Here is a 24,290-nt window from a genome sequence, read left to right on the forward strand (position 1 = left end):
CGGATTAGCTGCTGACCCCGTGAAGTATTTTGCCGCAGAGGAAAATCGAGATTTAGGGATTGTTAAAGCTCAACGAAAACCCAGGTTAAAATTGATTATCGCTCCCTTTCCGGATGCCACCCTACGTGGAGAACCATTTTTCTTTGAGCCACTGCCGAAAATCCCCTTGACAACTGGCTTTGAGCCTTAACTTGTCACCAATGCTGCGTAAGTCCTAGATAACTAAACCCTTCTGCCTTCTACTCTCTACCTTTTGCCTTCTACTTACAAGCTAGTTTAGGTAACAACAGATGCTATTAAAAGCTCTGACTCGTCGGATTGCTAAGGGTTCTCAAAAGATACCGTTGCGCCTCGTTTTGGTAGTGCCATTTGTGCTACAAATTTTCGGCACTGTTGGTTTAACTGGATACATCTCGTTACGCAATGGACAAATAGCTGTTAACGATGTTGCTCAGCAATTGCAGGTAGAAATAGGTGTTCGCATCCAGCAAACGCTACGTCATTACCTGGAAATACCTCGTATTATTAATAAAATTAATGTCAATGCTATGAAGCTAGAGCAGTTAAATTTACAAGATGCTCGTAGCATGACTCGCCAGTTTTGGAACCAGAAATTTTTATTTGATTCAGCGAAGGTATCCGCTATTTATTTAGGTACAGCCGAAGGAGAATTTTTCGGAATAGGATTGCAAGATAATAAAACTTGGCAAACGGGTAGAGCCGGAAAACAAACTAAAAGAAAATTTCATAGCTATGCAATTGATAGCGAAGGTAATCCTACGACTTTGCTAGAAGTTAGAAAAGACTATGACCCTAGAATGCGACCTTGGTACAAAAAAGCAGTAGAAGTTGGTGGTTTAGTCTGGAGTGAAATTTATCTCGATTTCAAAGACCCTCGTCTAAATATTACCTTGGCACAACCCATTTATGACAATCTAGGCAAACTGCGGGGAGTCGTGGGTGTTGATTTCATTCTCTCGGATATTGAAGAGTTTCTGAAAAACATAAAGATTGGTAAAACGGGACAGACTTTTATTATAGAACGCTCTGGACTGCTTGTGGCTTCTTCTACGGGCGAGCAATTATTTATTAGAAATAAAAAGGGGGAAATGCAAGAGCGGATGCAGGCAAAAAATAGCCAGACACCTGTGATTAGAGCAACCGCTGAATACTTAAATCATCGCGTCGGTAATTTAGCGGCAATTAATAGCACTCAAAACTTTATTTTAGAAATAGACGGCTCTAAACAGTTCCTACAAGTAACACCCCTCAAAGATGAGCAGGGAATTGATTGGCTGATTGTGGTAGTAGTTCCAGAATCCGATTTCATGGAGCAAATTCATGCTAACACCCGCATTACAATCTGGCTGTGTTTGGGGGCATTAATTGTAGCTACGGCTTTGGGAATTTTTACCGCTCACTGGATAACTGCCCCCATTTTGAGATTAAGTGAAGCAACTCAAGCTTTAGCTAAGGGAGAATTAGACAGAAAAGTTAAAGAAAAAGGTACGAGAGAACTCAAGGTTCTTGCCAGCAGTTTTAACCAAATGGCACATCAGTTGAAAAAAACTTTTGCTACTTTAGAAAAGACCAATGAAATATTAGAAGCTAAAGTAAAAAAGCGCACAGCAGCACTAACTGAAAGCGAACTTCAAAATCGAGCTATCCTCGCCGCTATACCAGATTTAATGATTAGACTCAGCAAAGAGGGTGTCTATTTAGAATTTATCCCCTCCAAAGATTCAGAAGCAATATTGCTGGTAAATAACGATCGGATTGGCAAGCATATTTCGGAAGTATTACCACCAGATATAGCCGAGCTTCAATTACAATATATAAACAGAACAATTGCCACTGGTGAAACCCAAATTTATGAGCATCAATTTTGGAGTGGCGGTCAACTTTGCGAACAAGAAGTCCGAATTGTTGTCAGCCGTACAAATGAAGTTTTACTAATTGTTCGCGATATTACTGAACGCAAACGTTTGGAAAGAGAATTGTCACAAACCAGTAGATTTCTCAATAGTATTGTGGAAAATATTCCTTTAGCTTTGTTTGTCAAAGACGTGAAAGATGACTTCCGTTATGTACTCTGGAACCGGGCTGCGGAGCAAGTTTACTCAATCCCTCGCGACCAAGTAATCGGGCACACTATTTACAATTTTATGAACATAGAAATTGCGGCTTCCGTACAATCAGAACACCAAACAATCATTGAAGGAGGCAAATTAATTGTAGATGAGGAGATATTTAATAGTAAATTTAAGGGTGATATTTGGCAGCGAATCATGAAACTGCCATTGATTAATGAGCAAGGAGAAGTAACGCACTTAATGTATATTGCTGAAGATATCACGGAGCGCAAACAGGCAGAGGAAGCGCTGCGAATAGCACAAGAACAATCAGAGCGTTTATTATTAAATATTTTGCCTAAAACCATAGCGGATAAACTTAAACAAAACCAGAGTGCCATCGCTGAACAATTTGAGGAAGCGACAATTCTATTTGCTGATATCGTTGGTTTTACTCCGCTTTCTGCGAGGACACCGCCGATAGAATTAGTGAGTTTACTCAATCATATTTTTTCCACCTTTGACGAATTAGCTGAACTGCACGGTTTGGAGAAAATTAAAACTATTGGTGATGCCTATATGGTAGCAGGAGGTTTGCCAGTGCCGATGGAATTTCACGCCGAAGCCGTCGCTCAAATGGCTTTAGATATGCAAACTGCAATCGCTCGTTTCCAAGCTGAAAAGGGTCAGCCATTCCAAATTCGCATCGGCATTAATACTGGTGCTGTTGTCGCTGGGGTAATTGGCATCAAAAAATTTATTTACGATCTCTGGGGAAATACAGTAAATATTGCTAGCCGGATGGAATCTCAGGGAATTCCAGGGCGTATTCAAGTTACAAATGCTACTTATAAGCGTTTAAAGGATAAGTATTTATTTGAAGAGCGAGGTGCGATTGCGATTAAAGGGAAAGGGGAAATGATCACCTATTGGCTTACAGGCAAAAAAGTTGATTAATTCAGGTAGAATTGTCCGGTTTTAATAGTTTCCTGCTTGAAATATTTTCTAGACCATCATTGAAAAATAGATAATATTTATGCCTGAATCCAAACCCGTGAATATTACTCTCCCTCCTTTACGGATTACTCTGACAGATGAGCAACAGGTTACTCTGGAATGGCTGACACAAAATTTGGCAAATTTGGCAGCGGAAACTAAAAAAGAAATCCCCGATAATTTAAGGCGATGGATGGCAATTAAGAAGTTGCTGAAAGAGCCAGATGATACCATTATTCAAATGCTGGTTAAAATGGGTATCGATCCCAATTTGGCAACGGAAGAAGTCAGAGGAATCGCGGCTCATCCTTACTTCCAACTCTGTACCAATTTTGTGCAGTTATTGCAGAAAATGGAATCCCAGTTACAAATTCAGACTCAACTAGCCGCGCTTTCTTCTAAGTTTGGCACAATTGAACGCAAAAGCAATCTTTCCAGAGCCGAGTTTTTAGAGAATTACTACGCTACAAATACTCCAGTTATTCTCACAAATGCTATGAGTAATTGGCAGGCAATGTGCTTGTGGACTCCTAATTATCTGGGACATAAGTATGGTCATGCAACAGTTGAAATTCAGGCTAACCGCCAGTCTGACCCGGAATATGAAATTAACTTAGAAAAACACAAGCAAACAGTTTTGTTTGGCAAATATGTTGATATGGTTGTCAGCAGCGGTGAAAGTAATGATTATTACATGGTTGCTAATAACCAGAATTTAGAGCGGGAAGAATTTAAAAGTTTGTTTAATGATATCGAAATCTTCCCTGAATATTTGAACCCCGCAGATACAAGCGGAAGAGTATTTTTCTGGTTCGGCCCTGCGGGTACGATTACGCCGCTGCACCATGACCCAGTTAATTTAATTTTGGCTCAGGTTTTAGGACGCAAGCGGGTAAGGATGATTTCACCGGAGCAAACGCCTTTGATGTACAATCATGTAGGGGTATTCAGCAAGGTAGATGGTGAAAATCCTGACTTGGAAAAATATCCGCTCTACAGAAATGTTAAAATTTTAGAGTTTATTTTGGAACCGGGAGAAGCGATTTTTATTCCTGTTGGTTGGTGGCATCATGTCAAGTCGTTAGATGTCAGTATTTCAGTCTCGTTTACTAACTTTGTCTTCCCCAATTATTATGAGTGGAAATATCCTCAAGTTCAGTGGTAATTGTTAGTGGTTAGTTGTTAGTGGTTAGTTGTTAAGTAGTCGGACATAATTAAACGTAGGGTGGGCGCTCGCCGAAACCATCTTCTTCTATGAGTTACAGATTCTTTGCGGCGAGCGCCCACCTTACAATTACCAATTACCAATTAACAATTACCAATTACCAATTACCAAAATATGATATTATTAATTTTGCGTTTACCTACTTAAAGCAGGATTTTTTGTAATGAAAACATTAGAAGAACTTAGCGCGATCGCACGTTCGGTCGGCTGGGGTGCAGCAGATATATTACAATCCTATTATCGGGGTGGTTTGAGGGCTGATAACCTTAACATTCAAGAAAAAAGTGATGGGCCAGTTACCGCCGCAGATATTGCTGTTAATTCCTATATCTTGGAGCAATTGCAAACCGTTTTAGATGATCGAGAATTTGGTTATCTCAGCGAAGAAACTTACAAATTCCATTTAGCAGAACACGGTCAAGCTCCTTTACCCCAGCGTTGGGTTTGGATTATTGACCCTCTTGACGGTACTCGCGATTTTATTGACCGCACGGGCGAATATGCAGTACATATTGCTTTGGTTTACGACGGTAGACCAGTCTTAGCAGTTGTAGCTTGGCCGGAAGCTCAAAAACTTTATTCAGCTATTAAGGGCGGCGGTGCTTTTGTCGAAAATCGAGACGGTTTGCCCGTACAATTGTACGTATCTAGACGGAGTGCGATCGCAGATTTATCTCTGGTAGTGAGCCGCACTCACCGCGATGAACGCTTTAATAAATTATTACAACAATTACCAATTCAAAATCAGCTTGCAGTCGGTAGCATTGGCTGCAAAATTGCGACTATTATCGAGCAGCGAGCTGATGTTTACATTGCCCTTTCTGGTAAATCTGCTCCCAAAGATTGGGACTTAGCCGCCCCAGAATTAATTCTCACAGAAGCAGGCGGTCAATTGACCCATTTTGATGGCACTCCTTTGCATTATAATCAGGGGGATATCAATCAATGGGGAGGGCTGTTAGCTACTAACGGTCTCTGTCACAGAGAGCTTTGTCATCAAGCGCAAAAACTTTTAGCAGAGATAGATAGTCCTTAATGCTTGGGGGACAAAGTTGTGAGTGGGAAGGGGTAGGGACGGGGCCATTGGTGTCAACTTAAGCTGAAAGCCCGCCAGAGGTTAAAACCCCTGGCTAATAAATTAAGTCCTCTGAAGAGGACTAACTAAATTTAAAAGTTTTCTTAGTCCTCTTCAGAGGACTTGATCTTTCAGACAGGGGTTTTAACCCCTGTAGGAGTCAGGGTTTGACCTTAAGTTGACACCAATGGGGCACTATCCCTACCTCATTATCGTTTTTTCAAGAATGAAACAGCTCTGCTAAAAGGGAAGGGGAGAATATATCGATTGCTTTATCATAGATAGAACAATCTTGGCGTGATTTAGGTCACAGGAAATACTTAAAGTTGTCACGGGGCTAGACCTAGTAAAATCACTGAGAAGACTTCGGTTAGAACCGATAATCATAATAGTTAGAAAGTTATTGTTGACTTGGAGTTGCTCGCAAATCTAGATATGAAAAACTTAACTGAAACCTTTGTAAATAATTCTTTGAACAGCGCAACCCCTAAAGATGCAGCTATCCCCGATCCAGGGGAATGGGTTGAAGAGCATCATTTCCTCGCTAGCTTTGTTCACACCCTCACGCATTTGAAGCACGCATTCCCTGATAGTATCTTCCACGAAGATGAAGAGGACTCTGCCGAGGGGCAATTATTGATTGACGGCAATACTAGAGATTTACTGAAAGCTAACTACACTGACGATCGCTGGCAGTATTTGGAAAATTACTTATTGGCGTGGGAAGCTTAGAATTTATCTCAGGCGTTTTGCCATGTAGATATCGGGTTTTCCAAGTCCGTTGGCATCAGGCATTACTCCGACGATCGCGAAACCCACTTTTTGATAAAACTCGTAAGGATGGCACCGCAAATTTCTAATTTTAGCGATGTGTTCCCCAATATTCGGATAAAGATTGATATTGGAAAGGGTGGTCTGATTTTCTTCATCATCCGTACCTACCCAGAGAGTAATTGCGCCGCGTTTTCTCACCTCCGCCTCTAAGTCATTAACTAGCGATCGCCCAATTCCTTGTCTGCGAAACCCCGCTTTCACTACTAGGGGGTGCAGTTCCCAAACATTCCCGTCATATTGCTCGATCCCGCCAATCCAACCTAAAACCGTACCGCGATCGTCAACCGCCACGCGACTGATCCGATCTACTCCTAAAGATGCTTGCACTTCTTGCAAAGCAACATCTAGATGCGGCCAAGCATTAGGCCAGAGTTCTGTTAACCATTGTGCCAACTGTTGAATAATCTCTTTATCCGCAGCCTGCAAATTGTTAATTTTTATATCCATTAATCCAAAATTAGATGCGATCGCCCCTTCCCTGCGGCTCCTTGACCCTTAAACTTATACAACTGAGTAAGCGATCGCCCTAACCTCCTTAAGCAGAAAGGCATCTCCTACTCTTGTCGCCTCAAAACTCATACACCCGATTGGTCTAGCTACTCCAGGGTTTAAGATTGCAAAGAACCAAGTATGGGCGGGGCGGGTTTATAAGATTTGTCGATACCTAGCAAATACCTCGGCGAACCCGCCCCCACGGAACTTAATATTATACAATTCCCAATCAAACGGATTTGATATCACAACTCCAAACTTTTAAAAGCTTTCGTACCAAAGGTAACACTTTTTGCTAAACTGATAAGCTGAGAAATAATATGCACAAGGATGGCTAGGGATGTCAGCAGCCGCACAAGTTACCGACTCTACCTTTAAGCAGGAAGTGCTTGAGAGCGAAGTTCCAGTTTTAGTGGACTTCTGGGCTCCCTGGTGTGGCCCCTGCCGTATGGTCGCACCTGTCGTAGATGAAATTGCCCAGCAGTATGACGGGCAGGTGAAGGTAGTTAAAGTTAATACAGACGAGAACCCCAACGTCGCCAGCCAATACGGTATCCGCAGCATTCCGACGCTGATGATATTCAAAGCCGGTCAACGGGTTGATATGGTGGTGGGTGCAGTCCCCAAGACTACACTCTCCAACACTTTAGAAAAGTACCTTTAACTCTAAGTGCGGTCTAGTCCCCGACTGTCGCCGACGGCATCTTGGGGACAAATCGCACCGTAGAGTCGGAATTGGCGGCAGTCCTAGTCTGTACTGAGATGAAACTGATTTTGCATAAATTCCACTTCAAGCGCGGCAAATCAGTCGAGCTTAAACTTTTTATGTTTGCTTAGCGCCTCAAAATTTTGGCTTAAAGGCGCATTTTCAATAAATAGTTACAGCTCTGCTCGTTGGGAAAATTTTAATGAGTTCCTCATCCTCTGGCCAAGCAATTGAGTCCCTCCAGGCCGAGGTGACTGATTTGATTAATCAGCTACCAAATTTAAAGCACGAAGTGTGGATTGCGGGATCGCTCTCAACGATCGCACGCATGGCGGGGGAAGAACTCGATCGCCTCGACTGGAAAATCATCGCTGCTTCTCTGCTAGATATGGAGAGAGCGTTTAAGCTTTTTTACCCCTACCGCCACATTCGCAAAATAGCGATCTTCGGCTCTGCCAGAGTGTCGGCAGATAGTCCAGAATACGCGATGGCGAGGGATTTTGCCAGTGCGATCGCCAAACAGGGGTTTATGGTGGTGACAGGGGGCGGCGGTGGAATTATGCAGGCGGGGAATGAAGGTGCGGGTGCAGAACATTCTTTTGGGTTGAATATTCAATTACCTTTCGAGCAAGGTTCTAACCCCTTTATCGCAGGCGATCGCAAATCACTTACATTTAAATATTTCTTTACTCGCAAGTTATTTTTCCTACGGGAAAGTGATGCTTTGGCTTTATTTCCCGGTGGTTTCGGCACTCTGGACGAAACTTTTGAGTGTTTAACTTTGATTCAGACGGGCAAATTTGGCCCTGCACCTGTGGTATTGATCGATCGCCCTGGTGGGGACTATTGGCATGATTGGAATGCTTTTATTTGCAAGCAAATGATGGGTCGCGGTTTAATTAGTAAGCACGATCCCAGCCTTTACACGATTACGGATAGCTTGGATGTGGCTTGTGATGCGATCGCCAGTTTCTACCGAGTTTATCACTCCAGCCGCTACGTGGAAGATCGGCTTGTCATCCGTCTCAAGTCTGAGTTATCCGATGAGGATGTCGAACAGTTAAATACTGATTTCAGTGACATTCTGGTTAAGGGAAAAATTGAAAAAAGCAAAGCTTTACTTCCAGAATTAGGTGATGAAACTGCCGATTTGCCGCGCTTAGTTTTGTATTTTACTCAGCGAGATTTGGGGAGACTTTATCAGTTGATCGCCCATATCAATCAATTGGGTGCGGGCTCTCCGGCGGCGGCTCATCCAGAAGAAAAGTAGGACAGGATATATTGTTTGAACGCAGGTTGCATTGTAAAAACTGTTTCCGATTCACAACTTATTTTGTCAATCGTTCGCCGTCTCTCTAAGGATTGTATTGCCTTGAGTAAGTCAGCGTGGTTGCCTTGAAAGAACAAAGTTTAGCTATGTTAATATACAAAAAGTATATTTTGAATTTTTAATCTATTATGAGTTTAACCTCAATCTTGTCAGATCGAAATAATCAAGAACTTCGAGACAAATTTAAGAAAGAATTCCCAATCCCAAGTTTTAATTTAAAGGCGGAACTTAAAGCACCACCTTTGACAAATAATTATGGAATTGTTGGGACAGCTTTTGACTATTTACTTCGCCTCTATTTACAGCACCACAATGAAGACACTTTGATTCAAACAGGTTCTTGGGTGGCAGATGGTGTATTTGAACGTTTATCTCAAAGACTTTTAGGGTCAACAGAAGTAGCAACAGGTTTTCATCGTGACAAAGTATTCAAAACAAAAGACCTTTTAACAATTATCACTAACCAGTATGAACAGACAAAGGTTAATCATGAAAAATATGTTAAGGATGGACTGATAACTGATGAATTAGTTTCCAATACAATTTTTCTTGCAAAACTTGATGTGTGTTATAGAGCAGGTATTATCGACTCAAATTTCGACAATCATAACCCTGAAGACATCAAAGACCTAAAATCAATCATTTCACTTGTTGACCATAAAAAATTCCAAGTTAAAGAAAAATGCTATTTGAATCCAACGTTTGGTCGAGGATCAGCGTTAGTTGGCGGCGCAGATGCTGACCTTATTATTGACAATACTCTAATTGACATAAAAGTAACTAAATACCTTAAATTAGAAAGAAACCATATTAATCAAGTTTTAGGCTATTACCTTTTATCACTGATTGATGGTATAAATAGTAATCCCAATGACATAGCAATTGAAAACATTGGAATATATTTTGCCAGACACGGAGAGTTGTGGACTATTCCTGTTGTTCAATTTGGTGATAAACAAAAATTTGAAATTTTCCAAGAATGGTTTATTTCTTATCTTTATAGTAAAAGACCGGGATTATCGCTATTAGATATGCTGACCTTCAAAGAAGAAACATAAAAAGAACAGGAAAAGACCAAATCAAAGGGAAAGAAAAAAACATTGACTGGGAGCAAAAAAACAAAGACTGTGGTCCAATCAAAATCAAAGATCGCAAAAAAAGAGGACAAAAGCTAAAAATAAAGAGCGAGCGCTCTTTATAAGTCAATACGGTTCAGTTAAAAACAATTTGACTTCTAAAAGATGACTATATTTCCCATAAAATCGTGAGATTAAATTGGTTGGAGAGCGTTAACTGAACCGTATTGCTTTATAAGTAACTACTGATACTCTACTATCGCTGCGATCGCCCTAGCAACTTCCTCCATATCAGTAGAGGAAACTTCTCCTATTTTACGAATGAATCTTTGTACATCCATACCCCGCAATTGCAAGACATCCACTGCTGAAACTTTCGTTAAACCATTAGCAATATCTGGCTCAATCTTAACGTGCCAGATATTGCCAGCATAATATTCTTTCCAATCTGTAATCGGTGTACCCAATTTCAGTGGTAACTTGCCAACACTATTAGAACTTACCACTACAGACAGACGAATTTTTCTGATTTCTGCTCCCACTGTTGGGTCAAAATTAGTCAACCAAATATCACCCCGTTTAGGAAAAAGAGAGTTAGTAGTCAATTAAATCTCCCGCTTCTAATTCTTGCCATTCTCTATCTTCCTGGTAATGTTGCAACATTACCTCAGCTTGTTTTGCTAGAATATTTCGCCTCTCTTCTAGTGGCAATTGCATAAATTCTTGGCGACTGGGATAGTTCGCTAGTGTTGGTATTTCTAAAGCCATCTCCGTCTGCGGCTTTTGAGTCTTACGCTCAGAAATAAATGCTTCTATTCGCTCCCCTTCTACTTCTTCCGCTGCAATATCAGCATCAATTTCATCTCGATTAGCATGGTAATAAGTCAAAGCTGCATAAACTTGAGTGAGAGTTAAATACTCGATGCGTTCGGCAATTTCTTCTGCGGTCAAACTTTGCTTGTACCAAATAGCAATGCGACGGACTGTAACACCCGTTCCTGCAATGATTGGACAGCCACCATGTATGTCAGGCTGACTGGTAATGAGAGTGCCAATATCTGTGATTGTTGACAAGATTTTCTCCTCGCCAATTTATGATTGTTCTCCATCTAGGATAGCACTGTCAGAGCCAGAGCGATCGCCCTTTCGCCACTTGCATTCTCAACTCTTAAAATGGTATATTACCAAAGGTATTATTAAAAGTAGCTTATGGCTCAAATCTCTATCTCCCTAACCGATGACCTGATCGCATACCTAGACCAAAAAGTTGAGAATCGCAGCGTCCTAATAGAATCTATCTTAAAACAATGGCAGCAGCAGCAAGAAGCTCAAGCCTTAGCAGATGCTTGCAGATTAGTTGATGAACTTAATTTAGGTTGGGATAGTGAATGGCAAACGCAAGCAATTGTTGACGAACTTAATTATTGATTTTAATTATTGATTTTATTCCCCTCTTCCCCTAGTTCCTAGCTATAAAACTTGGTTTTACACAGATTCTCATCTTGGAGTTTTTACCATGTTTCCTTATGAAAAATTTACCATTAATACTTCCCTACATCCTGAGATAGTCCGTCAAAAATTACTAGCAGTTGTAGAACCTAGAAAAGCAATTCGATGGAAGATAAACAATTATGAAAAACCTTATGAGGGTGAAGTTGGCGACCATTCTTTTGAAATTAATCGCATCATCAATTATCGGAACTCTTTTTCACCTATAATTAAAGGAAGAATTTACCCTGAAGGCATGGGTAGCAAAATTGATATTAAGATGGCAATGCACCCTTCTGTCATAGTGTTTATGTCAATTTGGTTAGGGCTAGTAGGAAGTAGCTGGATATTGTCTGCGATTGCTATGATTGAGGAAGGAAAGTTTGACTCATCTATATTTGGAGTATCTGGGATGTTGCTGGGTTGTTTGTTATTGCCGTTAATTGGCTTTAAGCCGGAAGCAAATGACTCTAAGAAATTCTTGATTGATTTACTATACATATCCAGAAATTAGATATCAAGTCAAGCATCGCAAGGGTTTTAGATTAATTGTGAAAAATATTTACTAAATTTAGATGTTAAAGGAAACTAACACGGACTATGAATAATTTATTTATCCAATACTTTCAAATGTTAGCTCAGTACAATGCACTTGCTAATCGCAGAGTTTACGATGCTTGTGCAAAACTATCTGATACTGAGCGCAAAAAAACGCGCCAAGCATTTTTTAAAAGCATTCACGGTACGCTCAATCACATCATGGTAGGCGATAGAATTTGGCTGACAAGATTTGAAGGTGGCAAGATTCAGTCAACTGGACTTGATGCAATTCTATATGAAGATTTTGAGGAGCTTACTGCTGCTAGAATCTTAGAAGATGCCCGAATTGAAGCTTTTGCCTCTGGTTTGACTGAGGAATTTTTGGCAGGGAATCTTCAATATCGCAATAATCAGGGTTTAATTTATACAGATCCAATTAGTTTATTATTACCGCATTTCTTTAACCACCAAACCCATCACCGAGGACAAATTCACGATATGTTAACGCAAACAGATGTGACTCCGCCAGTGCTGGATATGCACAGAGTGATTAGACCAAATCCAGATGAATCATTAAAATAGACCTATGCGGCAGGCATCCTGCCTGCCCCACAAGGTTTATTAGAGAATTTAAGAAAGAACTCCCACAGGGCATTCTACTTTTGTGCCGCCTAAGCCGCAATAACCGCCGGGATTTTTGGCTAAGTATTGCTGATGGTAGCCTTCTGCATAGTAGAACTCAGGAGCGTCTAAAATCTCAGTTGTAATCTCGCCGTAACCCGCTCCTGAAATGGCTTTTTGATAAGCATCCCGTGTAGCTTTAGCCAGCTTTTTCTGACTATCTGAATAGACATAAATGCCTGAACGATACTGGGTTCCAGTGTCATTTCCTTGACGCATTCCTTGGGTGGGATTGTGACTTTCCCAAAACACTTTCAAGAGTGTTTCGTAACTAACAACTTTCGGGTCAAACACCACTAACACTACTTCGTTGTGGCCAGTTTTGCCCGAACAAACTTCTTGATATGTGGGGTTAGGTGTTATCCCTGCGGCGTAGCCGACGGCGGTGGTAAAAACTCCTTCTAATTGCCAGAATTTGCGTTCGGCTCCCCAAAAACAACCCAGACCAAAAATTGCCATTTCCATGCCTTCTGGAAAAGGAGCTTTGAGGGGATTGCCGTTGACGAAGTGACGAGAGGGTACAGGCATGGATTCTGCTCGTCCTGGCAATGCTTCTTCTTTTGTAGGCAGGGTTAGCTTTTTGCCCAATCCGAATATGGCCATAAGTTCTAATTTTGTTTGAGTGACAGCTTTACGTTCCTTAATAATAGCACTTTTGATTTGAAGTTGCTAGAAACGATCTAAGCTGTTAGGCATCTAAACTGAATTTTTAGATGCTAAAATCAAGTGCATTAAACCATCGATTAAGCGATCGCGCTCCATGGGGATAATCTCTGCACCGTGCAGGATCTCTTGGGTCATCAGATAATATACTACTGACCCAATAAAAATTCGCGCCGTTGCTTCTGGATCGGGTAGATTCAACTCTGGGTGAGAACTTAAGTAATAAGTTAGTCGCTGTATGCCAATTTTGGCGAAGTTGCTAATAAACATTTGTGCTAATTCGGGAAAACGCCCCGACTCGCCCACGACTAATCTAATAAATATCAGAAACTCGGCATCGCATTTCTTGTGTTCGAGCAAAGTCAGGGCTAATTGCCGCAGAGCTTGCTCTGGGTTCTCTGATTCCAGTTGAATATACAGAATTTTTTCTTCCGCCAACCGCTGCATCAAGGCACTAAATAACCCTTCTTTATCCTTAAAGTGGCTGTATACCGTCGCTTTGGACACTCCCGCCGCCGTCGCCACTCGATCCATGCTCGTTGAGGCGTACCCGTGAGTCAAAAACTCCTGCATTGCTCCCAGTAGGATTTTTTCGCCCTTGTTAACGGTGGTGGTGGGGTCTAGTTCGTTAAGTTTTGTTCGTTTCATCTTGGTTCTATAAAAGTTTGTTGTGGGGGTTGACATGATTATACTGGACAGTTTAGTATAAGTTTAACACAAAACTAAACCGTGTAGTTCTTCACTGAGGTGTGTAATGGTACACCGCGCCACCGTCGAAGGTTTCTTCTCAACTCCGTCTCTCACCCGCCAACTCCTGACCCTAGCCGCAGTCACAACTCTAGCGGCTGCTGGTGGAACTGCTTACGTGCTGCGATCGCACTCTCCCCAAGAAGTCGCCACCGCCGCCGCCCCTCAAATCACTACCGTCACAGCCTTGGGAAGACTGGAACCCCAAGGGGAAGCGATCGCGCTTTCCGCCTCCAGTTCCGCTGAAGGCAATCGCATCGACAAACTGCTGGTAAAAGAAGGAGATTGGGTAAAAACAGGACAAACGATCGCCATCCTTGATAGTCGCGATCGCCTGTTGGCAGCCTTAGAGCAAGCACAACAACAAGTGCGAGTCAGCCAAGCCAAACTCGCCACAGTTAAAGCGGGGGCAAAAAGCGGAGAAATCCAAGCCCAAGAAGCCGCGATCGCGCGTTTACAAGCCGAAAGGCGCACGGATATTGAAGCCGCCGAAGCCGTACTCAACCGCTTAGAAGCCGAACGACGCACGGATATTGAAGGACAAAAAGCTGCGATCGCCCGCATCCAAGCCGAAAAAGAAGGCGAAATCGCAGGTCAAGAAGCCGCGATCGCCCGCCTTAAAGCCGAACTCGAAAACGCCAAAACCGAAGCCCAGCGCTACGAACAACTCAACCAAGAAGGAGCCATTTCTACTCAACAACGAGACAGCAAACAGCTAACATTTGAAACCGCGCAACAGAAACTCAACGAAGCCCGAACCAACCTGACCCGCATCCATTCCTCCCGCCAACAACAACTCAACGAAGCCGAGGCCAAACTCAGCCAAATTTACCAATCACGCGCCTCCCAAATCGACGAAGCCAAAGCCAAACTCAACCAAGCCCAAACAGCACAACGCGCCCAGATTATCGAAGCTGAAGCGAACCTCGATCGCATCTCCGAAATCCGGCCCACCGACATCCAAACCGCAGAAGCCGAAGTCAGCGCCGCGATCGCCACCGCCAAGCAAGCCCAAGCCAACCTCGACCTCGCCTACATCCGCGCCCCCAAAGACGCGCAAGTGCTCAAAATTTACACCTATCCAGGGGAAAAAGTCGGTAATGATGGCATCGTCCAACTCGGACAAACTCACAATATGTACGCCGTAGCTGAAGTCTACGAAAGCGATATTGAAGGAATAAAAATTGGGCAAAAAGCTAAAATTACCAGCACTTCTTTAAGCGGCGAATTGCAGGGAACAGTCGAACAAATTGGGCTACAAGTTCTCAAACAAAATGTAATTAATGCCGATCCTTCCGCCAACATTGACGGTCGCATTATTGAAGTAAAAATCCGGTTAAATGAAACCTCTAGCCAGAAAGTTGCAGGATTAACAAATTTGCAAGTCAAGGTGGTAATTGAAAAATGATTGGATTAATTAAACACCTACAAGAACTCCAGCGTCGCACTCCTTTAGGATGGCTGCAACTCAGTCACGACAAAGGGAGAATGTTAGTAGCAACTGCCGGAATTGCCTTTGCAGATATCCTGATGTTTATGCAGTTTGGCTTTCAAAATGCCCTTTATAGCAGTAATACTCGGCTGCACCAAGTCCTCGATGCTGACATAGTTTTAATCAGTCCCCAAGCTCAAAACCTGATCAACTTATCAGACTTTCCGAGGCGGCGTTTATATCAAGCCATGAACGTGCCAGGAGTGGAATCAGCAGATGTTTTTTATGCCAAAGTAGCCCGCTGGAAAAACCCCCAAACACGCGAAAAAAGTTCTATATTAGTAATTGGTTTTAACCCGGAACGTCCAGCCTTTGACTTGCCAGAATTAAAACAGAATACGGGAGATATTAAACTCCCGGATACAGTTTTATTTGACCAAGGTTCAAGAGGAACTTACAAAGAGGCGATCGCGCAAATTCAACAGGGAAAAACCGTTACAACAGAAATAGATCGGCGCACAATTACGATTAGTGGCTTATTCAATGTTGGCGCATCTTTTGCCGCTGATGGTAGCATAATGACCAGCGATCAAAACTTTCTGCGGTTATTTCCTAAACAAGAAGCTAGTAGCATTAATGCAGGTTTAATTTATTTGAAAGCTGGTGCCGATCCTTTGCAGGTACAAACAGCATTAAAAGCTTACCTACCAAATGATGTTAAAGTATTGACAAAAACAGAATTTATTGAATTTGAAAAACAATATTGGTTTACCAATACAGCCATTGGTTTTGTCTTTAATATAGGCGTAGCAATGGGTTTTATGGTAGGTGTGATTATCGTCTATCAAGTGCTTTCTACGGATGTCAGCGATCATTTGGCTGAATATGCGACTTTTAAAGCAATGGGATACCGTAGTATGTATTTACTTAGTATCGTTTTTGAAGAAGCTTTAATTCTTTCTCTTCTGGGATTTTTGCCGGGAGTTGGAATTTCTGTAGGGCTTTATTCCTTAACCAGAAAAGCTACAAACTTACCCATGTATATGACGTTAATCAGAGCTTTTATGGTATTAAGTTTAACTCTGATTATGTGTGTAATTTCCGGTGCGATCGCAACTCGGAAACTGCAAGCAGCAGATCCGGCTGACATATTTTAGCTAATTGCTAATAGCTAATATCAAGTTCGTTTAATTGTGACTTGCATAATATCGAGTTTTGTAGGGGCGGGTTCGCCTAAATATTTGATACATACCGATAAACTGGATAAACCCGCCCCGGCCATGCTTATCTGTTGCTACTTACTAAAATTATCTCTGATATTAAGTCTGGTAACAGGAAACTTGGGTGGGGGGGGCGGGTTTATAAAATTTGTCGCTACTTTTGCAATATCTGGGCGAACCCGCCCCTACAAAATTTGACAGAATACAAGCCTGGATCGAGCCGTTCACTAACTCAATTAATCGCTATGAAATCCATAGAAATAGACTACAAAACAGATAAAAATTCAACTGTAAACTTTCCATCTCAGCCTGTGATTGACATTCACGAACTTAACCACTATTTCGGTGAAGGACAACTAAAAAAGCAGGTATTATATGATATCAACCTCGAAATTAATGCTGGAGAAATTGTCATTATGACAGGGCCATCTGGCTCAGGCAAAACAACCCTTTTAACCTTAATAGGAGGATTGCGATCCGCACAGATAGGAAGCATCAAAATTATTGGTAAAGAACTGTGCGGTGCTAGTGAAGAAAAATTAGTGCAGGCGCGGCGCAAAACAGGTTATATTTTCCAAGCACATAATTTACACCGGAGTTTAACAGCGTTACAAAACGTACAAATGGGATTAGAGTTACATCGAGAGATATCTAAAGCAGAAATGCGCGATCGCGCAGAAAAAATGTTAGGATTAGTCGGGTTAGAACAACGCATCAATTATTATCCCGATGACTTGTCTGGCGGTCAAAAGCAACGAGTTGCGATCGCGCGTGCTCTCGTTAGTCAGCCGCAAATAGTCTTAGCAGATGAACCTACCGCCGCACTCGATAGCAAATCTGGGCGAGAAGTAGTAAATTTAATGCAGAAACTGGCTAAAGAACAAAGTTGTACAATTTTGTTAGTAACTCATGATAATCGAATTTTAGACATTGCCGATCGCATCGTTGATATGGAAGATGGGAAATTAACATCAGAGAATTAAGTAGGTATTTAGTTTGGAGGGTAAACAGTTCTGCCATATTCCCATAACTTGAATATTTGAATTACCGAGTTTCATTAAAAATATTATTGATGCCTCAAATTGTCCAATCTTCTATTGCCAACCCTGCCACTTTCCCGAAATCTCGATGATTGCGGGTTAACAGAATCACTTTACGAGACAGTGCAATTGCTGCGATTCTTGCATCCATCTTTGCCAGTTGGAGCCGTTGTGACTTTAATTGCTCAAATGTCGTAGCTGCATCCGCATCGAATGAGATGAGGGGCAATACTTTAAAATCACTAACCAGTCCCGCCATCATCTCATATCCTTTCACTATGTCATTTAGAGTGCGATCGCGATTAATATAGGCGTGACAGCCAAGCATTTGTTCGTGAAAGGTGACAATTGATACGGCAAAATCTGATAGTGGGTATTGAGCCATGCGTGTTGAAAGGTTGCTATAATCCTTCCCAGTTTGACGTTGAAGAATGCTGAGATGGTCTGTATCCAATAAATATTTCATCGCTCGTCTTCCGATTCCATCACAGACTCATCCCCTTGGCGAATTGCTCGTCCTAATGCCAGTACCTCATCAAAAGCTGGTTCATCTTTGAAAGATCCTGTAATTTGTTGTAGCCAATTTGTTGGTTGAGGATTTGCCACTTGTTTCTGCAATTCGGTAATTGCTGCTTCTACTGCTGCTATTCGTTCTTCTAAAGAGGTGTTGGTTAGCATTGGTGTTTGTCTTAATAAATTGTTTTTCTGTGAAGGATTAGGCTGATTCCAGCATAAACTCTGAGCGTCTCTTGCCTTGCACTCGAGCCGCACGATCGATTAGATCGCGTTGATTTTGCTTCGCTCGGATGTTGATTGTAACATCGCAGATCTGGCTAAATGACTCTTCAGTTTCTGAGGGGTACATAACGCTTACCTCAATAGGAGACTCTTCTAATTTAACTGTTTTGTATATACAATGTCAACACATTTGGATTTTTTCACGGTGTGCGCGGTAGTAAACGCGATTTGATGAAAATCTCGATCCCACTTATACCAATTTATCAAGATCGAATTGAATTTTTTATCTCTCTTTTGAGTAATTTTTGTTCAGAATAGTTTTACGTTACTCAAAGGATGTTTTCTAGTCAAATCATAATAGTTTATAGGGGAAAGTATTGGGAAATAAGGCTTGATCTTTGGGTGGTGTGAGTCGGCGATCGCATTGTTGATATGGAAGATGGAAAATTAACATCAGAGAATTAAGTAGGGCTTGCTTTATAGTGTAGGCGATATTAAAAAAAACATCGAAACTGCTAGAAACATACAGCAGATTGCAAGCTTATGTGTGGATGCAAGCTAGTATGTATCTATTCCCAAAGGCTCAGCAACCAGATCGTTAAAGATGAGATAATTTATTACTTTTGAAAGAAGCAGCAAAATTAATACCTAAGTTAATATAGGAGAAAATAATAAAAGTAGGCTAAGCAATCATGACAGAAACTAACGGAAGCCAACGCAAACGAGTTGCTATCCTGATTGAAAACGGAGTTGAAGATTCAGAGTTTCAAGTACCTTATAATGGGCTAAAACAAGCAGGTTTTGAGGTAGTTGTCCTTGGTTCGCGCATGAATGAAAAGTATGCAGGCAAACAAGGCAAAGTTGCCATGCAAGCTGATGGAACTACTACTGAAACGCGGGCAGAAGATTTCGATGCAGTAGTTATTCCTGGTGGTATGGCTCCAGATATAATGCGGACAAATCCCAACACAGTGCGCTTTGTAACTGAGGCAATGCAGCAAGGAAAATTAGTTGCTGCTGTTTGTCACGGGCCGCAACTTTTGATTGAAGGTGATTTGCTAAAAGGCAAAAAAGCAACTGGTTTCCATGCCATCCGCAAGGATATGATCAACGCGGGAGCTGAGTATATCAATGAAGCTTTGGTGATTGACGGCAATCTTATTACTTCTCGACAACCGGGAGATTTGGCAATATTTACTACTGCAATTCTTGCTCGTCTCGGTTACGGTGGAAAAGAGGCAGCTTTACCCGAAGAAAATGATGTGAATGCAGAATGGTGGAAGCTAGCAACTGCTTGGGGTGGCTCCACAAAAGGGGATATTGTTAAAGGTTTGAACACGGCTTTAACAGGCGAGCGTTATTCGTGCCAAGCTTTTGAGCATTATGGGGAAAAAACTTCCGATGTTGAATTGCGAGCGCTATTGCACGACATGGTTCACAATAAACAGCATCACATCCAACTCCTAGAAGCACGTCTTGATGCTTTGGGTGAAAAACAGTCAATTTCTGCACAGGCTGCGGATAAATTTGCTTCCTTAAAAGCTTCGCTTCAAGGAACTGATGAAATGTTTCTTTTGCGGAGTACCTTGGGCGATTTGCAAACAGGAATTGTTGATATCAATAACCTGCGGGCGAAGTTCACAGATCCAGTATCAACCGACATTTTTACTCAGATTGAATTGGATCTCTCGAAGTATGAACAGTGTCTAGCGGAACTTTACCGATCGCGCATGGGAACGCAAGAAGTTAAACCTGCAAAACCATCTACTAACCCTGCGGTGAAGATGTCTTAATTGTGGTCTTGCCAAACTGATAAACTGTTCCCATTTAGGTATGTACAGGACTTCGCACGATTACGTAACGCCGCCATCTTGGCGGTGAGTTTACCACCAGAATGGCGGCTTTACGGATAGTTTTGCCTAAGTCCTATATTTAGTTGCGCTTCAGCGCTTTTAAGAGGCTTCTTAAGAGCGCTGAAGCTTAATTACTTACCTTTGATTATGGCGTATTATTTTGAGAAAGTTGCCAACATTCCTGCGCGATCGCCCAGTCTTCCTGGGTATGAATCACCAAAACCCTTACTGCTGAATCAGCCATCGCAATATCTTCATTCATTGGCGATCGCCCATTCTTATCCACATCCAATTTTAAACCCAAAAACCCCAAATTTTCACAAGCAGCAGCCCTCACAACCGCCGAATGTTCCCCCACCCCTGCGGTGAAAATCAAAGCATCTAAACCGCCTAAACTCGCTACCATAGCGCCAATATAAGAGCGTAAGCGATGGATATAAATATCTAAAGCTAGTTGAGCGCGATCGCTACCCTTGGCGATCGCATCCATAATCATCCTTAAATCTCCCGATACCCCAGAAATTCCTAATAAACCCGAACCCCGATTCAAAATCCGATCTAATTTTTCCCCCGTACATTCAGACTGTCGCAACAGGTGAATCAAAATACCAGGATCGACAGATCCTGAGCGACTACCCATCATTAAACCATCTAAAGGTGTGAAACCCATTGTGGTGTCAATACTTCTACCTTCGCGAATTGCAGCAAGAGAACAACCATTTCCCAAATGACAGTTAATCAGCCGTAATTCTGCCAAATCTAGACCTAGAATTTGAGCCGCACGCTGAGCACAAAATTGGTGACTAATACCGTGAAAACCATAGCGCCTAATTCCCTGTTCTAGCCACTCATAAGGGCCGGGATAAACATACGCAGCCGGAGGTAATTGTGAATGAAAAGCAGTATCAAAAACTGCCACTTGCGGCACATTTCCTAAACTTTTTTCAATCGCTTCGATCCCTTCCAAATTGGCAGGATTGTGAACGGGAGCGAACACAGCTAAACGCGCGATCGCCTCTTTTACTTCCGGGGTAATAAACGTGCTTTGCTGATATTCTTGTCCGCCATGTACCACCCGATGACCAACAATATCAATCTCACTGGGATCTTCAATAACTTGAGTTTCACCATTCCAAAGTGTCTTCAACATCTCAAAGATAGTATTCGTGCGAAAATCTGCTTCAAACTCCTCTTCAACCTTTTTACCTTGAGCATTTTTTACTTTCAATTCTGCTGTACCTTCGTGGTGAGTCCAGTCAATTGCAGCTTCCCATATCGGCTCTAAAGGTTCGTTAGGAATTGTGTCTTTGACTTCGTAAAGGCAACTTTTTTGACTGCTCGATCCGGCATTTAATACTAATATTTTCATAAGGGCTAATCGCTAATTGCTAATTGTTAATTGTTAACTTGTAAGGTGGGCGCTCGCCGCAAAAAGTCTGTAATTCATAGCTAGAGATGGTTGAGGCGAGCGCCCACCCTACTTTTAATTGCTAACAACTAACAACTAACAACTAACAAATAACAACTAACTCCCTGGTAAAGAACGCAGACTCTCATCCATGTAAGAGCGATCGCCTAAAACCTCCAACATCGGGCCATGAACGTCAAACTTGACCATGCTAACAGAACCAGCTAAGGCATTAACGCGATCGCGATAACGACCCAAATCAATCCCTAACAAACTACAAAGTATAATTCTAATAGTTGCCTTGTGGGAAACAACCAACACATTCCCATCCCGATATTTTTCCTCAATTTCTGCGATTACAAGGGAGGATCTACTAGCAATATGCACCGCAGTTTCGCCACCATTCGGGGCATTCCACGCGGGTTCAGTCATCCAGTTAATATAATCATTTAGATAGTTTTCTTTGACAAATTCTAGCGTTTTTCCCTCCCATTCACCATAGCGGATTTCTTTTAGTCCATCCCGCAATTGCATCTCAATTCCTACTGCATCGCACAATGGCTTTGCTGTAGCGATAGTTCGTTTCATCGGACTTACATAAACTGCTGTCCAAGGTAAAGAAGAGTACGCAGCACCAAAAGCTTCCGCCATCTTAGTACCTTCAGGAGTTAAATCAGGATCGAGATCGCCGCAGTAACCACCTGTGCGACTGTAAATTGTTTCTCCGTGACGTAAAAAATACAGTTTTAAACTCATAAATTCTTGCTGAATATAGTGCTAAATTTAGCTAAACGTAGGGTGGGCGCTCGCCGCTAAAAGGGATGTTTCTCATAGCCAGAGATTATTGTCGGCGAGCGCCCACCTTACAATTTTATCCCTAACTATTAGGTAATTACTGTTGGTTGTTCCCGCCCTGTGAGAGTACGAATTTGGGCAATTTCATCGGCAATTGCAATCAAACTTCCTAATGCTTCTTGCGTATCAATATCATGTTTTGCCGCATTTGGCTCGTAACTTTCCAGATAAATCCTTAAGGTTGCGCCTTGGGTTCCCGTACCTGAAAGGCGGAAAATAATGCGCGAACCATCGGTAAATCCGATCCGAATTCCTTGCTTTTCGCTAATACTACCATCAATCGGATCGGTATAGCTAAAATCATCAGCATATTCTACCTGATATTGACCGAATTGCTTACCTTTCAAGCTAGAAAATGCAGCGCGAACATTAGCAATTAAAGTATTAGCTTTGTCGCTATCTACTCCTTCGTAGTCATGGCGAGAGTAGTAATTGCGACCGTAAGTTTTCCAGTGTTCCCGCACGATTTGCTCGACTGATTTCTTCTGGGCAGCGATAATATTCAACCAGAATAATACCGCCCATAGTCCATCTTTCTCGCGGACGTGATTGGAACCAGTGCCGAAACTTTCTTCGCCGCACAAAGTGGCTTTATCGGCATCTAAAAGATTGCCAAAGAATTTCCAACCTGTAGGAGTTTCGTAGCAGTCAATTCCGAGTTTAGCAGCCACGCGATCTGCTGCTGCTGAAGTAGGCATAGATCGCGCTATTCCTGTTAAACCAGCACTGTAACCGGGAACTAATTTAGCATTAGCAGCTAGAATAGCTAAACTATCACTGGGAGTTACAAAAAATTTGCGTCCCAGAATCATGTTGCGATCGCCGTCGCCATCGGAAGCTGCACCGAAATCTGGCGCGTTTTCCCCATACAAAATCTCAACGAGTTCGTGAGCATAAACTAAGTTAGGATCGGGATGTCCGCCGCCAAAATCTTCTAGGGGTATGCCATTAATTACAGTACCCGCAGGTGCTCCCAAATGTTCCTCTAAAATTGTCTTGGCGTAAGGGCCCGTTACCGCGTGCATTGAGTCAACGCAAAGGCGAAAATTACCCGCAGTAATTAACTGACGGATGCTATCAAAATCAAATAGAGACTGCATTAATTCGGCGTAGTCGGCGACTGAATCAATGACTTCAACTGTCATCTCGCCTAGTTTAAATGTCCCTAATTTGTCTAAATCGACATCGTTGGCTTCGAGGATTTTATAATCGCCGATCGCTTTAGTCCGATTATAAATTTCATCAGTAACTTTTTCTGGGGCTGGCCCACCATTGCTAATGTTGTATTTAATGCCAAAATCTCCATCTGGCCCGCCGGGATTGTGGCTGGCAGATAGTACAATTCCTCCAAAGGCGTGATATTTCCGAATGATGCAGGAAACAGCAGGTGTTGATAAAATGCCTGCGCTACCTACTAATACTTTGCCAAAGCCATTGGCGGCGGCCATTTTTAAAATTGTCTGAATGGCAGTACGGTTATAATAGCGTCCGTCGCCGCCGACAACTAATGTTTTTCCTTGATAGTTTTCTAAGCTGTCAAAGATAGATTGAACGAAGTTTTCGAGGTAATGGCGTTGTTGAAATACTGTAACTTGTTTCCGTAGTCCTGATGTGCCTGGTTTTTGGTCTGAAAATGGCTGTGTTAATACTGTGTGTACGTTCATGGGCAAATATAAGAAAGACAGGTTTTGAGTTTTGATCGTTCACGCTCATAATATCAAGTTCGGTGATTCGATCTCTTACCCATCTAGCAGATTGAAAAGACCTCTTCCCCAACCCCCTCCCCTCGTAAGGGAGGGGGAATTTCTTTTGTTTCTCC

At 42.2% G+C, this 24,290-nt stretch carries 25 protein-coding genes and 1 pseudogene; 15 read left to right on the top strand and 11 right to left on the bottom strand.

Going from position 1 to position 24,290, the window contains the following annotated elements:
- From PN499_RS01115 to PN499_RS01135, 5 genes and pseudogenes are all read left to right on the top strand, one after another.
- Positions 1 to 190 (top strand): annotated as a pseudogene (locus PN499_RS01115) (IS4 family transposase); the annotation flags it as partial.
- A gap of 100 nt (positions 191 to 290) precedes the next feature.
- On the top strand, positions 291 to 3,029 hold the full coding sequence (locus tag PN499_RS01120) for an adenylate/guanylate cyclase domain-containing protein (protein ID WP_272029738.1): 2,739 nt from the start codon (positions 291 to 293) through the stop codon (positions 3,027 to 3,029).
- Between the two features lie 79 nt (positions 3,030 to 3,108).
- Positions 3,109 to 4,233 carry a cupin-like domain-containing protein gene (locus PN499_RS01125; RefSeq protein WP_272029739.1) on the top strand — a complete coding sequence of 375 codons (1,125 nt, stop codon included), beginning with the start codon at positions 3,109 to 3,111 and terminating at the stop codon, positions 4,231 to 4,233.
- 223 nt (positions 4,234 to 4,456) lie between these two features.
- Positions 4,457 to 5,329, top strand: coding sequence for a 3'(2'),5'-bisphosphate nucleotidase CysQ family protein (locus tag PN499_RS01130; protein ID WP_272029740.1), 873 nt, complete (start codon positions 4,457 to 4,459; stop codon positions 5,327 to 5,329).
- A gap of 474 nt (positions 5,330 to 5,803) precedes the next feature.
- Positions 5,804 to 6,100 carry a hypothetical protein gene (locus tag PN499_RS01135; RefSeq protein WP_272029741.1) on the top strand — a complete coding sequence of 99 codons (297 nt, stop codon included), beginning with the start codon at positions 5,804 to 5,806 and terminating at the stop codon, positions 6,098 to 6,100.
- A gap of 3 nt (positions 6,101 to 6,103) precedes the next feature.
- Here the strand turns inward: PN499_RS01135 and PN499_RS01140 are convergent, their stop codons facing one another.
- Entirely contained in the window at positions 6,104 to 6,649 is a 546-nt protein-coding gene (locus PN499_RS01140) for a GNAT family N-acetyltransferase (protein WP_272029742.1), read from the bottom strand.
- A 385-nt stretch (positions 6,650 to 7,034) separates the two neighbouring features.
- Here PN499_RS01140 and trxA point away from each other — a divergent pair, with 385 nt between their 5' ends.
- The 3 genes from trxA to PN499_RS01155 all read left to right on the top strand — a co-directional run bounded on the left by trxA (position 7,035) and on the right by PN499_RS01155 (position 9,788).
- Positions 7,035 to 7,358, top strand: a complete 324-nt coding sequence (gene trxA / locus PN499_RS01145) for a thioredoxin (protein WP_007354019.1) — start codon at positions 7,035 to 7,037, stop codon at positions 7,356 to 7,358.
- 244 nt (positions 7,359 to 7,602) lie between these two features.
- Entirely contained in the window at positions 7,603 to 8,670 is a 1,068-nt protein-coding gene (locus tag PN499_RS01150) for an LOG family protein (RefSeq protein ID WP_272029743.1), read from the top strand.
- A 188-nt stretch (positions 8,671 to 8,858) separates the two neighbouring features.
- The gene (locus PN499_RS01155; protein WP_272029744.1) at positions 8,859 to 9,788 is read left to right on the top strand and encodes a hypothetical protein; all 930 of its coding nucleotides are present in this window, start codon (positions 8,859 to 8,861) and stop codon (positions 9,786 to 9,788) included.
- 260 nt (positions 9,789 to 10,048) lie between these two features.
- Here PN499_RS01155 and PN499_RS01160 read toward each other — a convergent pair whose 3' ends face one another.
- A complete protein-coding gene (locus PN499_RS01160) occupies positions 10,049 to 10,411 on the bottom strand; it encodes a type II toxin-antitoxin system PemK/MazF family toxin (RefSeq protein ID WP_272029745.1) in 363 nt (120 codons plus the stop codon).
- Positions 10,401 to 10,880, bottom strand: coding sequence for a DUF433 domain-containing protein (locus tag PN499_RS01165; protein WP_272029746.1), 480 nt, complete (start codon positions 10,878 to 10,880; stop codon positions 10,401 to 10,403). Before PN499_RS01165 ends, PN499_RS01160 begins: the two co-directional genes overlap by 11 nt.
- 135 nt (positions 10,881 to 11,015) lie before the next feature.
- Between PN499_RS01165 and PN499_RS01170 the strand changes: the two genes are divergently transcribed.
- The 3 genes from PN499_RS01170 to PN499_RS01180 all read left to right on the top strand — a co-directional run bounded on the left by PN499_RS01170 (position 11,016) and on the right by PN499_RS01180 (position 12,416).
- Complete coding sequence (locus PN499_RS01170; RefSeq protein WP_272029747.1) at positions 11,016 to 11,234, top strand: hypothetical protein; 219 nt, start codon at positions 11,016 to 11,018, stop codon at positions 11,232 to 11,234.
- Between the two features lie 88 nt (positions 11,235 to 11,322).
- Positions 11,323 to 11,808, top strand: a complete 486-nt coding sequence (locus PN499_RS01175) for a hypothetical protein (RefSeq protein WP_272029748.1) — start codon at positions 11,323 to 11,325, stop codon at positions 11,806 to 11,808.
- Positions 11,809 to 11,894: 86 nt separating this feature from the next.
- Positions 11,895 to 12,416 carry a DinB family protein gene (locus PN499_RS01180; protein WP_272029749.1) on the top strand — a complete coding sequence of 174 codons (522 nt, stop codon included), beginning with the start codon at positions 11,895 to 11,897 and terminating at the stop codon, positions 12,414 to 12,416.
- Between the two features lie 48 nt (positions 12,417 to 12,464).
- Here the strand turns inward: PN499_RS01180 and msrA are convergent, their stop codons facing one another.
- Entirely contained in the window at positions 12,465 to 13,118 is a 654-nt protein-coding gene (gene msrA / locus PN499_RS01185) for a peptide-methionine (S)-S-oxide reductase MsrA (RefSeq protein ID WP_272029750.1), read from the bottom strand.
- A 93-nt stretch (positions 13,119 to 13,211) separates the two neighbouring features.
- Positions 13,212 to 13,826, bottom strand: coding sequence for a TetR/AcrR family transcriptional regulator (locus tag PN499_RS01190; protein ID WP_272029751.1), 615 nt, complete (start codon positions 13,824 to 13,826; stop codon positions 13,212 to 13,214).
- 106 nt (positions 13,827 to 13,932) lie between these two features.
- On the opposite strand from PN499_RS01190, the gene PN499_RS01195 reads away from it, so the two are divergent.
- The 3 genes from PN499_RS01195 to PN499_RS01205 all read left to right on the top strand — a co-directional run bounded on the left by PN499_RS01195 (position 13,933) and on the right by PN499_RS01205 (position 17,560).
- A complete protein-coding gene (locus tag PN499_RS01195; protein ID WP_272029752.1) occupies positions 13,933 to 15,333 on the top strand; it encodes an HlyD family efflux transporter periplasmic adaptor subunit in 1,401 nt (466 codons plus the stop codon).
- A complete protein-coding gene (gene devC, locus PN499_RS01200) occupies positions 15,330 to 16,514 on the top strand; it encodes an ABC transporter permease DevC (protein WP_272029753.1) in 1,185 nt (394 codons plus the stop codon). Before PN499_RS01195 ends, devC begins: the two co-directional genes overlap by 4 nt.
- A 308-nt stretch (positions 16,515 to 16,822) precedes the next feature.
- The gene (locus PN499_RS01205) at positions 16,823 to 17,560 is read left to right on the top strand and encodes a DevA family ABC transporter ATP-binding protein (protein ID WP_272029754.1); all 738 of its coding nucleotides are present in this window, start codon (positions 16,823 to 16,825) and stop codon (positions 17,558 to 17,560) included.
- Positions 17,561 to 17,654: 94 nt separating this feature from the next.
- On the opposite strand, the gene PN499_RS01210 is transcribed toward PN499_RS01205, so the two are convergent.
- From PN499_RS01210 to PN499_RS01220, 3 genes are read right to left on the bottom strand one after another with little or no spacing between them, the layout of a single operon-like run.
- A complete protein-coding gene (locus PN499_RS01210; protein ID WP_272029755.1) occupies positions 17,655 to 18,083 on the bottom strand; it encodes a type II toxin-antitoxin system VapC family toxin in 429 nt (142 codons plus the stop codon).
- On the bottom strand, positions 18,080 to 18,295 hold the full coding sequence (locus PN499_RS01215) for a hypothetical protein (protein ID WP_272029756.1): 216 nt from the start codon (positions 18,293 to 18,295) through the stop codon (positions 18,080 to 18,082). The genes PN499_RS01210 and PN499_RS01215 overlap by 4 nt, the downstream gene beginning before the upstream one ends.
- A 37-nt stretch (positions 18,296 to 18,332) precedes the next feature.
- Positions 18,333 to 18,482, bottom strand: a complete 150-nt coding sequence (locus tag PN499_RS01220) for a type II toxin-antitoxin system TacA family antitoxin (RefSeq protein WP_272029757.1) — start codon at positions 18,480 to 18,482, stop codon at positions 18,333 to 18,335.
- A 565-nt stretch (positions 18,483 to 19,047) separates the two neighbouring features.
- Between PN499_RS01220 and PN499_RS01225 the strand changes: the two genes are divergently transcribed.
- Complete coding sequence (locus tag PN499_RS01225; RefSeq protein WP_272029758.1) at positions 19,048 to 20,148, top strand: DJ-1/PfpI/YhbO family deglycase/protease; 1,101 nt, start codon at positions 19,048 to 19,050, stop codon at positions 20,146 to 20,148.
- Between the two features lie 205 nt (positions 20,149 to 20,353).
- Here PN499_RS01225 and PN499_RS01230 read toward each other — a convergent pair whose 3' ends face one another.
- From PN499_RS01230 to PN499_RS01240, 3 genes are all read right to left on the bottom strand, one after another.
- Positions 20,354 to 21,577: an acetate kinase gene (locus tag PN499_RS01230; RefSeq protein WP_272029759.1), complete on the bottom strand. Its 1,224-nt coding sequence runs from the start codon at positions 21,575 to 21,577 to the stop codon at positions 20,354 to 20,356.
- A gap of 156 nt (positions 21,578 to 21,733) precedes the next feature.
- Positions 21,734 to 22,372 carry a histidine phosphatase family protein gene (locus PN499_RS01235; RefSeq protein WP_272029760.1) on the bottom strand — a complete coding sequence of 213 codons (639 nt, stop codon included), beginning with the start codon at positions 22,370 to 22,372 and terminating at the stop codon, positions 21,734 to 21,736.
- A 128-nt stretch (positions 22,373 to 22,500) separates the two neighbouring features.
- Positions 22,501 to 24,135, bottom strand: a complete 1,635-nt coding sequence (locus PN499_RS01240; protein ID WP_272029761.1) for an alpha-D-glucose phosphate-specific phosphoglucomutase — start codon at positions 24,133 to 24,135, stop codon at positions 22,501 to 22,503.
- Between the last annotated feature and the right edge of the window lie 155 nt (positions 24,136 to 24,290).

The organism is Kamptonema animale CS-326 (genome assembly GCF_028330895.1).
GTDB classification, from domain to species: Bacteria; Cyanobacteriota; Cyanobacteriia; order Cyanobacteriales; family Microcoleaceae; genus Kamptonema; species Kamptonema formosum.